The sequence below is a fragment of the Faecalimonas hominis genome (genome assembly GCF_054660755.1).
This window is the reverse complement of the sequence record NZ_BAAHSH010000049.1, coordinates 1-14894: the sequence shown is the minus strand read 5'-3', so window position 1 is coordinate 14894 and position 14894 is coordinate 1. Positions and strand designations below refer to the sequence as shown.

15 protein-coding genes, 1 pseudogene and 1 other annotated feature are annotated in these 14894 nt (G+C 38.3%); of the genes and pseudogenes, 5 read left to right on the top strand and 11 right to left on the bottom strand.

What is annotated here, in order from left to right; translation table 11 throughout:
- Positions 1 to 10: 10 nt before the first annotated feature.
- From ACYQ35_RS09080 to ACYQ35_RS09060, 5 genes are all read right to left on the bottom strand, one after another.
- The gene (locus ACYQ35_RS09080) at positions 11 to 1279 is read right to left on the bottom strand and encodes a polysaccharide deacetylase family protein (RefSeq protein WP_459832601.1); all 1269 of its coding nucleotides are present in this window, start codon (positions 1277 to 1279) and stop codon (positions 11 to 13) included.
- Positions 1280 to 1305: 26 nt separating this feature from the next.
- Entirely contained in the window at positions 1306 to 3303 is a 1998-nt protein-coding gene (locus tag ACYQ35_RS09075; RefSeq protein WP_459832598.1) for a DUF6449 domain-containing protein, read from the bottom strand.
- Positions 3278 to 4180: an ABC transporter ATP-binding protein gene (locus ACYQ35_RS09070; RefSeq protein WP_009460713.1), complete on the bottom strand. Its 903-nt coding sequence runs from the start codon at positions 4178 to 4180 to the stop codon at positions 3278 to 3280. Before ACYQ35_RS09070 ends, ACYQ35_RS09075 begins: the two co-directional genes overlap by 26 nt.
- On the bottom strand, positions 4177 to 4551 hold the full coding sequence (locus ACYQ35_RS09065) for a GntR family transcriptional regulator (RefSeq protein WP_009460711.1): 375 nt from the start codon (positions 4549 to 4551) through the stop codon (positions 4177 to 4179). The genes ACYQ35_RS09070 and ACYQ35_RS09065 overlap by 4 nt, the downstream gene beginning before the upstream one ends.
- Before the next feature lie 108 nt (positions 4552 to 4659).
- Positions 4660 to 5625 (bottom strand): dipeptidase, encoded by a 966-nt coding sequence (locus tag ACYQ35_RS09060; RefSeq protein ID WP_459832593.1) that lies wholly within the window; start codon positions 5623 to 5625, stop codon positions 4660 to 4662.
- Positions 5626 to 5692: 67 nt separating this feature from the next.
- On the opposite strand from ACYQ35_RS09060, the gene ACYQ35_RS09055 reads away from it, so the two are divergent.
- The 4 genes from ACYQ35_RS09055 to ACYQ35_RS09040 all read left to right on the top strand — a co-directional run bounded on the left by ACYQ35_RS09055 (position 5693) and on the right by ACYQ35_RS09040 (position 8581).
- Positions 5693 to 6403 (top strand): gamma-glutamyl-gamma-aminobutyrate hydrolase family protein, encoded by a 711-nt coding sequence (locus ACYQ35_RS09055; RefSeq protein ID WP_459832590.1) that lies wholly within the window; start codon positions 5693 to 5695, stop codon positions 6401 to 6403.
- A gap of 63 nt (positions 6404 to 6466) precedes the next feature.
- Positions 6467 to 6649: a hypothetical protein gene (locus ACYQ35_RS09050; RefSeq protein WP_009460704.1), complete on the top strand. Its 183-nt coding sequence runs from the start codon at positions 6467 to 6469 to the stop codon at positions 6647 to 6649.
- Between the two features lie 10 nt (positions 6650 to 6659).
- The gene (locus tag ACYQ35_RS09045; RefSeq protein WP_009460702.1) at positions 6660 to 6917 is read left to right on the top strand and encodes a spore coat protein; all 258 of its coding nucleotides are present in this window, start codon (positions 6660 to 6662) and stop codon (positions 6915 to 6917) included.
- Between the two features lie 107 nt (positions 6918 to 7024).
- Complete coding sequence (locus tag ACYQ35_RS09040) at positions 7025 to 8581, top strand: ABC-F family ATP-binding cassette domain-containing protein (RefSeq protein ID WP_459832585.1); 1557 nt, start codon at positions 7025 to 7027, stop codon at positions 8579 to 8581.
- A gap of 74 nt (positions 8582 to 8655) precedes the next feature.
- Here ACYQ35_RS09040 and ACYQ35_RS09035 read toward each other — a convergent pair whose 3' ends face one another.
- The 3 genes from ACYQ35_RS09035 to ACYQ35_RS09025 all read right to left on the bottom strand — a co-directional run bounded on the left by ACYQ35_RS09035 (position 8656) and on the right by ACYQ35_RS09025 (position 10488).
- Positions 8656 to 9135 carry an NUDIX hydrolase gene (locus ACYQ35_RS09035; protein WP_459832582.1) on the bottom strand — a complete coding sequence of 160 codons (480 nt, stop codon included), beginning with the start codon at positions 9133 to 9135 and terminating at the stop codon, positions 8656 to 8658.
- A 10-nt stretch (positions 9136 to 9145) separates the two neighbouring features.
- On the bottom strand, positions 9146 to 9670 hold the full coding sequence (locus tag ACYQ35_RS09030; protein WP_459832579.1) for a hypothetical protein: 525 nt from the start codon (positions 9668 to 9670) through the stop codon (positions 9146 to 9148).
- Between the two features lie 365 nt (positions 9671 to 10035).
- Positions 10036 to 10488 (bottom strand): helix-turn-helix transcriptional regulator, encoded by a 453-nt coding sequence (locus tag ACYQ35_RS09025; RefSeq protein ID WP_459832574.1) that lies wholly within the window; start codon positions 10486 to 10488, stop codon positions 10036 to 10038.
- Positions 10489 to 10839: 351 nt separating this feature from the next.
- On the opposite strand from ACYQ35_RS09025, the pseudogene ACYQ35_RS09020 reads away from it, so the two are divergent.
- Positions 10840 to 10950: pseudogene (locus ACYQ35_RS09020) on the top strand (transcriptional regulator); the annotation flags it as partial.
- A gap of 130 nt (positions 10951 to 11080) precedes the next feature.
- On the opposite strand, the gene ACYQ35_RS09015 reads toward ACYQ35_RS09020, so the two are convergent.
- From ACYQ35_RS09015 to leuS, 3 genes are all read right to left on the bottom strand, one after another.
- On the bottom strand, positions 11081 to 11251 hold the full coding sequence (locus ACYQ35_RS09015) for a hypothetical protein (protein WP_459832571.1): 171 nt from the start codon (positions 11249 to 11251) through the stop codon (positions 11081 to 11083).
- 3 nt (positions 11252 to 11254) lie between these two features.
- Complete coding sequence (locus ACYQ35_RS09010) at positions 11255 to 11662, bottom strand: hypothetical protein (protein WP_459832568.1); 408 nt, start codon at positions 11660 to 11662, stop codon at positions 11255 to 11257.
- Positions 11663 to 11968: 306 nt separating this feature from the next.
- The gene (gene leuS / locus ACYQ35_RS09005) at positions 11969 to 14392 is read right to left on the bottom strand and encodes a leucine--tRNA ligase (RefSeq protein WP_459832564.1); all 2424 of its coding nucleotides are present in this window, start codon (positions 14390 to 14392) and stop codon (positions 11969 to 11971) included.
- Between the two features lie 46 nt (positions 14393 to 14438).
- Positions 14439 to 14797 (bottom strand) — a binding site (T-box leader).
- Positions 14798 to 14894: the final 97 nt, after the last annotated feature.

Here is a 14894-nt window from a genome sequence, read left to right as displayed (position 1 = left end):
TGCCTTTTCATTATTTATAGAACTGTGAATACTTTACACCGTTTTGTAAATCAATTCCTCTCGCCTCCGCAAGTTCGCTTACCGTTACTAACTGATAACCTTTCTCGATTAATTTCGGAATCAACTGAACAGCCGCATCAACTGACGGTTTGTGTATATCATGCATTAACACGACACTTCCGTCTTTTGCGTTCGCTAACACATTATCAATTGTTTTCTGTGTATTTCTTGTCTTCCAATCCAATGTATCTACTGACCACATAATAATCGGAAATCCAACCGTCTGCTTTACGGTTTCATTTACCGCACCAAACGGAGGGCGCATTACCGTAGGGCCTTTTCCACCTGTCGCTTTTACAATAGCGTCTGTTGTCGTCTGAATTTCTTTCTTAATTCCTGCTGCATCTAACTTTGTCAACTTCGGGTGATTTGTCGAGTGATTACCCAATTCACAATTTAAGTCTGAAATTCGTTTTACGGTTTCCGGATATCTGTTTACCATCGGTCCTACCATGAAAAACGTTGCCCTCGCATTGTATTTCTCCAGCACGTCCAAAATCCTTCCCGCTTCTGCCCCCGGTCCGTCATCAAACGTAAGTGCTATCATCGGTTTTGTCGGATCCAGACCAATAAACTTTTCTGACTCCAGTTTTCCGTCAGCGGAAAATACGCAGCGTTTAATTCCTATGTCTTTCTGCCCCGTTACTTTTTCCCCTTTTTCATCAAAATAATATGTTCCGTCTTTCATTTTGACAAATTCATTCATGGCATACTGACCGTCTGCTTTTTTAAATTTATTTCCTTCCCAATCACCCAGGGCATTTTTTACAACGAGTTTAGACTCTTCTGTCTCAATCGAAACTTTCCCCTTCCACTCGTTTTTTAATTTTTCTTTTATCTCTTCCTTCAAAACAATTTTTACCGGAAAACTTCCCTCTGTTTTCCCGTCTGTTTCATTTGTAACGGTGTAGTTCTCACCATTTTTCAAATCATCAATTAGTTTCTGAACAGTATATCCCGTTTTCTTATCCAATACGATATCCTTCTCCCCCTGTACCGTAACATTGACCTTTATTTCCGGAATGGTCTGCCCCTCCCTCATCTCAGCATCGTCTGCTTTTAACACTATTTTTGCCGCCTTTTGAAAAAATGTATTTGCCGCTGTTTTTATTCCAAAAATCACTCCGATACAAACGACAACACAAATGATTATTTTACTGATTAAGATTCTACGTCTTCTGCTTCTTATATTTCTACTTCTTCCCCTTGTATTTTTCATTTATATTCACCTTTTCCTCCGTGCCATTATTTTAAAAATTCCGGTATCTTCCCTTTTTTTATAAATGCACTAATCAAATCATCTTCTGTTGCAATGGAAACATATACATTTGGTTCTATGTTTCCACTATATGAATCCATCTCCGTGTAACTTAAACTGTCCAGTATACTTTGGATTTTCTCTTTCTCAGTTGCCTGAACTGTTATCTCTTTCAGATTATTTGAATCTCTGAAATCCTCTACCGTGATAGATGTCACTTCCTGCTGTGTAATCTTATCGGGAACTTCACAATATTGACTTAACACAGAAATAAAATCCTTATATTCTTTAAAAACATACAGAACACGTTCGTCCTTTTTGCTTTTATAATACAATCTTCCGATAATCTCCCCGTCTAAAATATCTGACAACGGATATTTTTCCATGTCTTTATAATACTGATCATATAAATTTTCCCTCTCCGCCTCGTTCAATTTAACCGGAATGTTCTCCGATCTGATATTTTCAAATGAGACGGAACTTTTTTCGTCAGCATCTATCTCCCCTATTTTTAATATTTCCCTTTTATAATTTTCATCTGTCATGGCTCTGTCCAGACATAACAGCAGTTTTTCCCTGTTTACCTGATATTTCCGATATATTTTTCTGCCGTTTTTCAGATAATATCCGATATTCACCGTTGTATTTTCGGCATTTGGCTTACTTCCCTCTTTCAGAGTATCTTTTATCAGGGAATACATCGGTTCAAACTGTGTTGTCTTTAATTTTACCAGATGTTCTTTGTAACTTCTATTATCCCACAATCCTCTGTAATTCAGCAGATAGTTTGCATCATAAGAATCTATTGCCATCGTTTCTATCTTGTCTTTTTCCGGCACATACTCATCATACCCAAGTATATCGAACTGAAAAACGGTTAATACTACCAAAGTTATTCCCATTGAAAGAAAAAATGGTATTTTCTTTTCAAATAATATTCTCACATCTCCGTTATAAATAAACGAAATGATACCGTACACGATCACTACCGAGACAACTGCTATTCCATACAGCCAACCGTTTTTCATGCCCCGCGTCTGGTTCTGACTGCTTACTATAACTGAGAAAAACACGCCCGCTGACACTGTGATAACAATCTGTACAATAGATTCCAACTTGGAGTATACGATAGCTTTTCCGACATTTTCCATTTTTCTCTTTTTAAACGCAAACAGCCCTAAAAGAAAAATAAGTGCAATGACAAATATCAGTACCATAACAAGCGGAAACATCGGTTTTCCCAACTCATAATATTGTCTTATCTTATCATACATCAATATCGGAGAATACCAGCCCCCGCCTTCTTTCATGTTTTCGAGAAACCCCGTCACCATCTCTTCCGTCATATAATTTTCAAAAATCTGAAGCATAATATAATTTTTCAATGCTACGATTACAGAACCCCACGAAAAAAATATAATCGTTCCAAGTATTCCTACAAGCAGTTTTCCCGTAATGATCATCGCCAGTGCGGTTGTCCCATATACGAGCAAAAACACAAGCACCATCATTCCCATAATCACACTGCTCTGATGAAAAAGCTGCGGGCTTGCCACCCCTTTTACAATACCGATTGCCAGCAGCAAAATATACCCTATGATATACGGCACTACAATCTGAATGACACCGCCTATATAGTTTACAAAGTACCATGTCTCCCTCTTTATCGGAAAACTGTGGTAAAAATCAATCTGATTTTTTGAGTGTAAATATGAAAATGATGTTATTCCACTCAAAACTCCCCCAAGAATGATCGCAGACCACATATAGATATTAGAAAATCCCATTTCCGATAAAAACCATGTCTGCACTTCCCGCCATGTTTCAGATGAACTGCTTACTCCTCCCGGCAATGCACCCTCTATTTTAATTGCAGTCAACACGGGAATGATAATAATAAAAATCGTGATGGACAAAAGTAACAGCCATGCCCGTTTCTTTATATCTTCTTTTATCAATTTAGAGAAGGAAATTTTTGATGTCATATCCTTCCACCTCCATTTCACTGATAAATATTTCTTCTAAAGAAAGAGGTACTGTTTCCATAAAAATCGGTTCTTTTTCTTCCACTCTTTCCATTATCTCTTCCCTTGTTCCCCTTGAAATAAAACTCAAAATCGAACCCTGCTTTTCGTGGTACAATATGTCCAGTTCCGCAAGGAGTCTCTCTTCCATCACCGGATTTGTAATTACACACTGTACTTTATGAATGTGGAACTTCATATTCTCCAAGTCTTTTGTAAACAGGATTCCTCCTCTATGTAAAAGTCCTATACTGTCGCAGATATCCTCCAACTCTCTCAGATTATGAGAGGCGATAATCGGTGTAAAACCTCTGTTAATCACTTCCGATGCAAACAGACTTTTTACCGCCTGCCGCATAACCGGATCCAAACCGTCAAATGTTTCGTCACAGAATAAATATTTTGTGTTTGTACACACTCCCAATAACATGGACATCTGCTTTTGCATACCCTTTGAAAATGTACTGATTTTTCTATAAATGTCTAATTGAAATTTCTCTGCCAGTTTATTGAATTGTGAAGGATTAAAATCTTTGTACATTATCGAATAGTAATCACACATTGTCTTTCCTGTCGCATTTGCCGGAAAGTACGCTACATCGGATAAAAAGCAAATCTTTTCCTTCACTTCTATATTCTCATAAACATTCTCCCCGTCTATTAATATCTCTCCTGCATCTGCTTTTAATACTCCGCTTAACATTCTGAGAAATGTACTTTTCCCTGCCCCGTTGCTTCCTACTAAACCAAAGATCTGCCCCTCCATAATCTTTGTCGTCGCATGGTCAATTGCTTTAAGACCATCAAACGTCTTGCAGATATCGCGCACTTCAATCATGAACTCTTTTCCTCCTTCCAACAATTCTCAAACACATCAAGACATTCCTTCTTAGAAATTTCCAACTCTATTCCTTCCCTGACAAGTTCCCTCATTTTCTCTGAGAAAGCCTCTTTCTTCTGCTCTTTCAGTTCAGTACTTTCCGCAACAAAGTTCCCTCTTCCCTTGATGGGGTATATGTAACCCTGCTGCTCCAGAGTGGCATATGCTTTTTGAATTGTATTTGGATTGATAGAAAGTTCTACTGCCAAAGAACGCACAGACGGCATCTGACTTCCCGAAGGTAAAATTTCTTTTAGAATCAGCATTTGAAATTTTTCCACTATCTGCTCATAAATCGGCTTTCTATTCTGATAATCTATTGCAATCATTTTTTCTCCTTTCTACCGTTTCAAATGTACTATCAGTGTTAGTACACTTACATTGTAATAAAAGTGTGTTGTACTGTCAACACACTTTGTATTACATTTATGTTACAATTATATCACTTCTTTTACTACACGCATTGCGTTTCCCCGCCAAATCTTTTCTATCTGTTTTTCCGTAAATTTTGCCCTTTTCAACTCCTCATAAAGAATATTTATCTGCCCAACTTTCCCTATCTCTCCTTCTTCTCCGGTAAATCCGTCAAAGTCCGTTCCGATGCAGACACTTTCCATTCCTCCCACATTTGCGATGTGTTGAATGTGACTTACAATGTTTTTCGCTGTCGCTTTCCCACTTTCCCGAATAAACGGAGGGTAAAAATTAACTCCGATGACACCGCCCTTTTCTCCCAGTCCGCGAATCATATCGTCTGTCATGTTTCTCGGGTGAGGACAGAGCGCTCTCGCATTTGAGTGAGACGCAACGACCGGCACTCTGCTTGTCTGTAAAATATCCCAGAATCCGCCGTCCGAAAGATGTGAAACATCTATCAGCATTCCCACATAGTTCATTCTCTCTATCACTTCAAAACCGAACGGTTTAAGCCCCTTCGCCATTATCTCCGCATTTTTGCTGTTTGGATAACCGATACAATTTTCGTAATTCCATAAGACTGTCATAAGACGGATTCCTTCGTTTCGGAGTTCTTCTATTCTTTCTATTTTATTATTTAAAATTCCTCCTTCCTCCACTGTGAGTATGGCAGAAATTTTTCCTTCCTCTCTGTTTTCTTCTATTTCTTTTTCGTTTTTTGCAAATGCAATCTTATCCGAAAAATGTTCCACTTCTTTTCTCAGCCGTTCTATCATCTTTTTTACATATTGATAGCCCTCCTCAAATTTATTTTCTTCCTGAAACCATTGCATATCCACGAAACAGGCAAAAAACTGTGCCATTGTATCTGCCCGTCTCATCTCTTTCAAATTCACACAAAAAGGATTGTTCTCCAATGTGGCATTTTTCCCCGCTTCCATCAGTCTCCAAATCGTATCACAGTGCAAGTCAATTAATTTATCCATTTTCTCTCCCTCCGGTATGTTTTTTGGCTTATGGTATATACTATACAAAAAAGGAAAAAAAAACAATATGAAACCTAAAATTGCCATTATTGTCTGCGGACTTTCGGAAAACAGACAGTTTGTAACAAATTCCTATGTACAGGCGGTGCGATATTCAGGCGGTCTTCCCCTGATTATTCCTCTTGTCAAATCAAACGTTGCCATTCATGAATACATTTCCCTCTGTGACGGATTTTTATTCTGCGGAGGAGGAGATATCACTCCTCTTCTTTTTGGACAGGAACCTGTGGACAAACTTGGAGAAACCAATATTACTTTAGATATTTTTCAACTTCGTTTTATGCGCCATGTACTTTTAAGCGGAAAACCCGTTCTCGCCATCTGCCGGGGAATGCAACTTTTAAATGTTGCCTGTAACGGAACCGTCTGTCAGGACATTTCTATAAAAGTAAAAGATTCCATAAATCATATGCAGCGCTCTTTCTCCCGAAAAGATATCAGCCACAAAGTGACGGTGAAATCCGGCACCCATTTACACAGAATCATCGGGAATATTGTCTATACAAACAGTTATCATCATCAGACCATTGACCGGCTGGGAAAAGGGCTTATCTCCTGCGCCCACACTTCTGACGGAATTATTGAGGGGATTGAACTCACCGACCACTCTTTTTCCATTGGCGTCCAATGGCACCCGGAGGCCATGTACCGCTCAACGCCTGTTATGAGGAGGCTGTTCTCTTCTTTTATTCATGCGTCCCGATTGGCAGATGAATAATTTGCACGAAAGCAGCCATACTACTCTTGTCAGATGATTATTATATTTAAGGAGGAGAGTATCATGGAAGATATTTCAATTTTGGATTTACAAAACCTTCGCCACCTTATCGGCGGATATTCCACAACACACTGCAAAATGACTGACTACGCATCTTTTGCACAGGACCCTGAAATCAAAAAACTGTTTCAGGACAGTGCTGACAGTGCAATGAAAAACAAACAGGAATTGTTAAAATTCTTATAGGAGGACAATTATGGACGAAAAAACTATGGTAGCAGATGCCCTTGTAGGAGCAAACGGTGAATTAAAAATGTTTGGAGAAATGATTTCCCAGACAGAAAACAAGGAATTAAAACAATGCTTAAAACAGTTGCGTAACGAGTGCGAAATGTCACAGGAAAAACTGTATCAGATTGCCCGCGAAAAAAGTTATTATGTGCCTGCCGCAAAAGCAACTGCCGAAGAAAAACAACATGTAAAATCCATTTTGACACAGGGGACAATGAAATAATATTTGAGGACACCTTCGGGTGTCTTCATTTACATAATTACTGATGACAAAAAGACGTTTATCATGTAAAATAGGATAGAAAATGAATGTATATTAAGGAGTTATCTATGAGCATATTAAACGTTGAACATTTATCACACGGTTTCGGCGACCGTGCTATTTTTGAGGACGTTTCCTTCCGTTTATTAAAAGGAGAGCACATTGGTCTTGTCGGTGCAAACGGAGAGGGAAAATCCACTTTTTTAAATATCGTAACCGGTAAACTTCAGCCTGACGAAGCCAAAATCGAGTGGGCTAAAAATGTCCGTGTCGGCTATCTGGACCAGCACACTGTTTTAGAAAAAGGCATGACAATCCGCGACGTATTAAAATCCGCTTTCGCCTATCTTTTTGAATTGGAAAAGAAAATGAATGACATCTGCGACTCTCTCGGCAGCGCAGATGAAGACGAAATGATTACACTGATGGAAGAACTTGGAAGCATTCAGGACACCCTGACTTTACATGATTTCTATGTAATTGACGCCAAAATCGAAGAAGTTGCAAGAGCCCTCGGCATACTTGACATCGGATTGGAAAGAGACGTAACAGATTTAAGCGGCGGACAGAGAACGAAAGTCCTTCTCGCCAAACTTTTGTTGGAAAAACCCGACATTCTTCTTTTGGACGAACCTACAAACTATTTAGACGAAGAACATATTGTCTGGTTAAAACGTTATCTTATCGACTATGAAAATGCCTTTATTCTGATTTCCCACGACATTCCATTCCTGAATGATGTTATCAATATCGTATATCATATGGAAAATCAGGAATTAAACCGATATGTCGGAGATTACGAACACTTCCAGCAGGTTTACGAAGTAAAAAAAGCACAATTGGAGGCTGCCTACAAACGCCAGCAGCAGGAAATCAGCGAATTAAAGGATTTTGTCGCCCGCAATAAAGCCCGCGTTTCCACAAGAAACATGGCAATGTCCCGCCAGAAAAAACTGGATAAAATGGATATTATCGAACTTGCCGCTGAACGCCCGAAACCGGAATTTCATTTTAAAACAGGACGCACTCCGGGAAAATATATTTTTGAGACAAAAGACCTTGTCATCGGATATGACGAGCCACTCTCCAAACCGCTCACACTCGCTATGGAACGCGGACACAAGATTGCCCTTGTCGGTGCAAACGGTATCGGAAAGACAACACTTTTGAAAAGTATTCTCGGGCTGATTCCCGCATTGAGCGGCTCTGTAGAGTTGGGTGAAAATCTGCAAATCGGATATTTTGAGCAGGAAACCGCACAGGATAACACAACAACCTGTATCGAAGAAATTTGGAGTGAATTTCCTTCTTTCACACAGTATGAAGTCCGCTCCACTCTTGCAAAATGTGGTCTGACAACAAAACATATCGAAAGTCAGGTGCGTGTTCTAAGCGGTGGTGAACAGGCGAAAGTACGCCTCTGCAAATTAATCAACCGTGAAACAAACATCTTGCTTCTCGACGAGCCTACGAACCACTTGGACGTAGATGCAAAGGACGAATTAAAACGCGCCCTTCAGGAATATCGGGGAAGTGTTCTTCTGATTTGTCATGAACCTGAATTTTACCGCGATGTGGTAAATGAGGTTTGGGACTGTACAAAATGGACAACGAAAATCTTTTAATTGTGAAAAAACTGTGAAAGGGGACGTAGTAAACTTAAAAAATACTACGTCCCCTTTCACAGTTTCGACACATTTTATTCCTTTCTCGTCAATATCTTCTCCCCATTCAACTCGCAATCAACAAGCATATCTCCCTGATACACTAATTTCATGGAAAAAAACGGCTCATTTCTATTCAACAATTCAAAGAAAATTTTATCGCCTTCCCACAAATTCAATTCCGGAATTTTCTTTTTGGAAACCCATTCCAAAGTTCCCTCGTCACAATCTGTTATTTCTCCCTCAAATCCGTCTGCAGTGTAAAGGCAGATATATTCCGCTTCATTGTCATTGAACACAAACGTCAAAAGTCCACGAAACCGATAAGAAGTAAGCATCAGTCCAGTCTCTTCTTTTACTTCCCGCAGAAGGCAATCCTCAGGACTTTCCCCTGCTTCAAAATGGCCGCCAACTCCAATCCACTTATCTTTATTTACATCATTTTTCTTACTGACACGATGCAGCATAAGATAACTGTCATCTTTTTCAATATAACAAAGCGTTGTTAATCTCATAATTTTTCACCTATTCTTCTGCCTCTTCGGCCTCATCTCTTTTACGCAGAAAATATACTCCCAAAATAATGATTCCTATTCCTACAACTCCTCCTCCGATTAAATGAATCGCTGAAGAAAAAACATCATACAGATACATCGGTATAACATTCCAAAGAACTCTTACCAAAGACTTTCCAATCACTGCTGCACCAATTAAAATCAACGCTCCTGCAATTACTGCACGGTATTTTTGTAATAATTCTTCTTTGTTTTCCATTACATATCCCAAATTAATCAGGTATCTGTCTTTTTCCAGCATAAATTCCTCTTCGGTCAAATTTTTCAAATTGTGTGTATGGAAAAAACTGTAAAACCAGATAATCGGTAAGAGACAGAGAATAAATGTCATTCCCGTAAGCGCCGATATAGCAACGATTCCCCAAAATGTAATCAAAATACTCATTCCCTGTTTTTCAAATCCCATATACAACTCTCCCGCTCCCGGTATTAAAGAGCAGATAAATGTCAAAAATCCTTTCTTTTGCTTTTTCATGTCTATTCCTCCCATTTCGCCTTTCTTGATTTAAAGTATACTATGGAAAAGTTATGATTCTATGCTGTATTTTTTAAGAATTCTTTAACTTTCTCTAACTGCCCATCTTCTTGAAGATAAGTTCAAGAGTATCCCTCTCTCTGCTCGGTCAATTCCAATTACCTATAGGATATCATATCTTTTAATTTCTCACATCATTTATTTCAAAAAGACAGCGCAGATAATGTTTCCACTATCCACGCCGTTTCCATTACACCTTTGAAATATTTACTCCATTTTAAAAATCAGGTACGATATTTTGCGGTATTCTCCAATACCTTTATAGGTCATACGCCCTATCGGCTTCGCCTTGTTCCTTGGTCTCACTACATTTCTCTTATTTTTTTAGAAATCAGTAAGTTAATTGCAATCAATGGGATTGCTATACAAAAGAAACTAATGGTAAGCCATAATGGTATATCCCTCTCTAACTGAACACGAAAAAGCAGAATAATCGCCATAAATATGGAACCCAAAATTTCCATAAAATTCAATAATTTTTTGCGGAGTTCTTGCAGACGTGTCCGATTTTGTATCCTCTCTGATTTCCATATCCCATAATTTACTTGAGTGTCATTTACATCTTCATCAGATATAAGTTCGTCCATACTTACATCTAGTTCTAATGCCAGTTTTTTTGCAGTAATCAAATCCGGACATCTCGAACCATTTTCCCAACGACAAATTGTCTGTCTTGAAACATATAACTTATCCGCAAGTTGTTGCTGAGTGAGATTTTTTTCTTCTCTGAATTTTTTGATGTTATCACTTAATGCCATACTCCATACCTCTCTTTCATTCACATCATATAACGATAGAACTTAAAATAAAAGTACCAGTATGTATTTTCCTTGTTTCCATTTTGGTAACAACTGTTTATCTGTAACTTCTTCTCTACTCCCTGTTAATTCCAGACTTACTTCTACCGCTTTTTCTTTTTTTCTGAAGCATGCATGTATAAATCTGTTGTCATTACCGGCGTGGAATGACCTTAGAGTTTCTGTACTACCTGTTGGTCTATTCCATTTTCATAGCGCCTTGTAGCGTATGTATGCCTCAAAGTATGGATTTCACTATTAACGTTGTAATAATAAACCGGCGAACCGTCCGAATAGGCAAACACCAAATCAGATATAGATTTGCGTTGGCTTTATGGAGAAAGTGTACCTATGGAGAATACACAAAAAAATAATACACCCCTGCAATATGTCTTTTATAACAACTCCTGCTCCGAGTATCTTGCTTTCCTTTTTTTCAATTCCTTTTTCAAATTAAAACCTTTCATCTCGTTCCTCCTCATATACCTTTTCTTTTGTTTCTTTACAGCCTATGTAAATATCGCGATTTTTTATTTCCTTTAAACAACTTTTCTTATCGAAATGAATTTCTAATTTCTTCAATCCTATTTTCAATCAGATACTGGGACATATCACGTTCTTCTATATACCCTCTTGTTTGAACTATCTTGCTCTTTTCATTGAAACCGAAACCAAACATCTTATCTTTTCTTTCAATATCTGTTTTCAATCGAACTTCGTCCATAAATTACTTCATTTCTTTATTTTTAAACGCCAGCATAATCGTGTCCCATTCAAATGCCTTAATTGAAGCATTTACATCTTTAGGACAATTTGCATATATACCGACTAAAATAAACCAATCCGCATTGTTTTGCGGTTCAAATCTATTGTACCATAACATACCTTGATATTTTGAATTTAAATTATAATAAGCTCTCGACATCTTGACTTGTATTGTATTTATCAAATTCACACCATTAGAAAATTTATATAATAACAAGTCAATTCCCTTTTCCTGTGCTGAAGAGGGAACAAATACAGAAACCTCTTTTATATTCTTTGACAAATAATCTGCCACAGCAAATTCCTTGCCTGCTTTTCTTAACAAAAATAACGCAGACAATATCCCTACTATCTGCGTCATTCCTTTCATGTCTTCTTGAAATATTTACTCCATTTTCTTTCAATCTTTACTCCAATTTTACTCCATTTTAAAAATCTGTTACGATATTTTGCGGTATTCTACGATACCTTTTCTTTGAAGAAAAATGTCCGTAAACCTTGATTTTAAGCGAACTTTTCAATATTTCCAAGCATTTTACATATCATAACCCATGCTGGCAACCTCCATTCCGCTTCGCTCCATGTCGGTTGACGGGCATACGCCCTATGAATAACAAAAGAGATGATCTTACTCCTACAAGCAGGGTAATCTCATCTCTTCCATTATTCGCACTGCTTATTTCTGCACAATATTTATAATTCTTCCCGGAACATAAATTTCTTTTACGATTGTTCCTGTCAATTTATCCGCAACCGCTTCTTTTCCTGCCGCAATCGCATCTTCTTTAGAGATTTCTGCCGGAATTGTCACAACCGCTCTTGTTTTTCCGTTAATCTGTACCGCAACTTCAATTTCATCATCTTTCATTGCCTCTTCGTCGTATGTCGGCCAGCCTGCATGGAATACGCTTCCTGCATTTCCTAACTGTTCCCACAATTCTTCTGCCATATGCGGTGCAAACGGTGCGAGAAGGATTGCAAACGTTCCTAATGTTTCCTTATCTACTCCACCCTCTTTTTTCGCAATGTCCAAAAGTTTGTTGTTGTATTCCATAAATCCTGAAACAACTGTATTTAAACTGAAACTCTCTAAACGTGTTGTAATATCATATACCATTTTATTGCGAATCTTAATCATTTCTTTTGTCGCCTTTACATCAGCGTCTTTGCTGTCCATAACAAGATTCCATACACGGTTTAAGAAGCGGTATACACCGTCAATTCCTCTGTCGTCCCACTCAGCATCTAATTCAGGTGGTCCTACAAATAATTCGTACATTCTAAGTGAGTCACAGCCGTAATCTCTTACCAAATCATCAGGAGATACAACATTTCCTTTTGATTTACTCATCTTGATACCATTTTTACCTGTAATCATTCCCTGATTGAATAATTTTTTAAATGGTTCGTCAAAGTCAACTGCCCCTATATCATATAAGAATTTTGTATAGAAACGTGAGTATAGTAAGTGAAGAACTGCATGTTCAACACCACCGATATACATATCTACCGGTAACATTTCATCTGCTTTTTCTTTCGATACAAGTTCTTCTGCATTATGGTTATCCACATAGCGAAGGAAATACCATGAAGAACCTGCCCATTGAGGCATTGTGTTTGTTTCGCGTTTTGCAGGTTTACCACAAACCGGACAAGTTGTATTTACCCAACTTTCAATTCCCGCAAGCGGAGATTCTCCCGTACCTGTCGGCTCATAGGAATCTACGTCCGGCAATGTAAGTGGAAGCTGATCTTCCGGAACAGGAACTGCGCCGCAGTGTTCACAATGTACAATCGGAATTGGCTCACCCCAATAACGCTGACGTGAGAATACCCAGTCACGCAGTTTGAAGTTGACCGTCGCTTTACCGATTCCTCTTTCTTCAATCATGTGCGGGGCTTCTTTTTTCAGTACTGCTGATTCCATTCCGTTCCATTCTCCGGAATTAATCATTGTTCCTACTGCGTCTGTGTAAGCCTCTGTCATATTTTCAATTTCTTCGCCGTCTTTGGCAATTACCTGAATAATCGGAATATTGAATTTTGTGGCAAATTCAAAGTCACGATCATCATGAGCCGGTACACACATAATTGCGCCTGTTCCATAGTCTGCCAATACATAGTCTGACAGCCAAATCGGTACTTTCGCATTGTTAATCGGATTGATTGCATAAGAACCTGTAAACACACCTGTTTTTTCCTTGTCCTGAAGTCTGTCTACATTTGATTTCATTGAAGAATCCAAAATGTATTTTTCTACCGCTTCTCTTGTTTCGTCTGTAGCAAGTTCTTTTGCCAGAGCGTGTTCAGGTGCAAGCACCATAAATGTAGCACCGTGTAATGTATCAGGTCTTGTTGTGTAAACTGTGATTTTTTCATCTTTTCCGTCTACTTTAAAATCTACTTCTGCACCGTAAGATTTCCCAATCCATTCTGCCTGCATTTTCTTTACTTTTTCCGGCCAGTCTAATTTATCCAGATCATTTAATAATCTGTCTGCATATTTTGTAATGCGAAGCATCCACTGACGAAGGTTTTTCTTTGTTACCTCTGTTCCGCAACGCTCACATTTACCGTTTACAACTTCCTCGTTTGCCAATCCTGTTTTACATGACGGACACCAGTTAATTGGAAATTCTTTCTCATATGCCAATCCTTCTTTAAACATTTTCACGAAAATCCACTGTGTCCATTTATAAAATGCAGGATCTGTCGTATTTACTTCCATATCCCAGTCATATAATGCAGAGATTTCATTTAACTGTTTTTTGAAGTTTTTGATATTTTCTTCTGTTGATACGGACGGGTGAACACCCATTTTAATAGCATAGTTTTCTGCTGGAAGACCGAATGCGTCCCACCCCATTGGGTGTACGATATAATGTCCCTGTAATAATTTGTAACGGCTCCATGCATCTGAGATAACATAACCTCTCCAGTGTCCTACGTGAAGACCGTTTCCTGAAGGATATGGGAACATATCCAAACAATAATATTTTTCTCTCTGTCCATTTTCATCTGCTTTGACGTTTACCGGATTCTTTTCCCAGTTTTCACGCCATTTTTTTTCAATCGCCTTGTGATTATAAGGTGTTGCCATGATTTTCTCCTCCTATTTCTTTATAAAAAAACCTTCTCATCTCAAAAAAAGAGACGAAAAGGTCTATCCGCGTTACCACTCTTATTCATTCTGCTCTCACAAAATGCACTCATTTCTTCTATAACGGGAAGTCCCGCTTCTGCCTATGTTACTTGACGAGGTACTTTCGAGTCTAGTAACAAGGCACAACTCATCGGCTTGGTGAGGTTCTTACGAACCTAGCGATGTAGTTGTTTCCACATATGTTACTTGACGAGGTACTTTTGAAGTACTTTCGAGGTACTCATCAAATATATTTCAACAAAAGAACTCCGAGGCGAGTTGGGAGATTACGCTGTTGTCTTGCACCAAACGACAACTCTCTGCAAACGATAGGCTCTTAATACTCCTCTTCCTTGTCATTATCTTATTTAATTAATAACTCTTTTTATTGTACACATCTGCCTTTTATTTGTCAAGTTTCCTAAGAAAATGTGACAAAATAGTATAAACCATTTTTGAT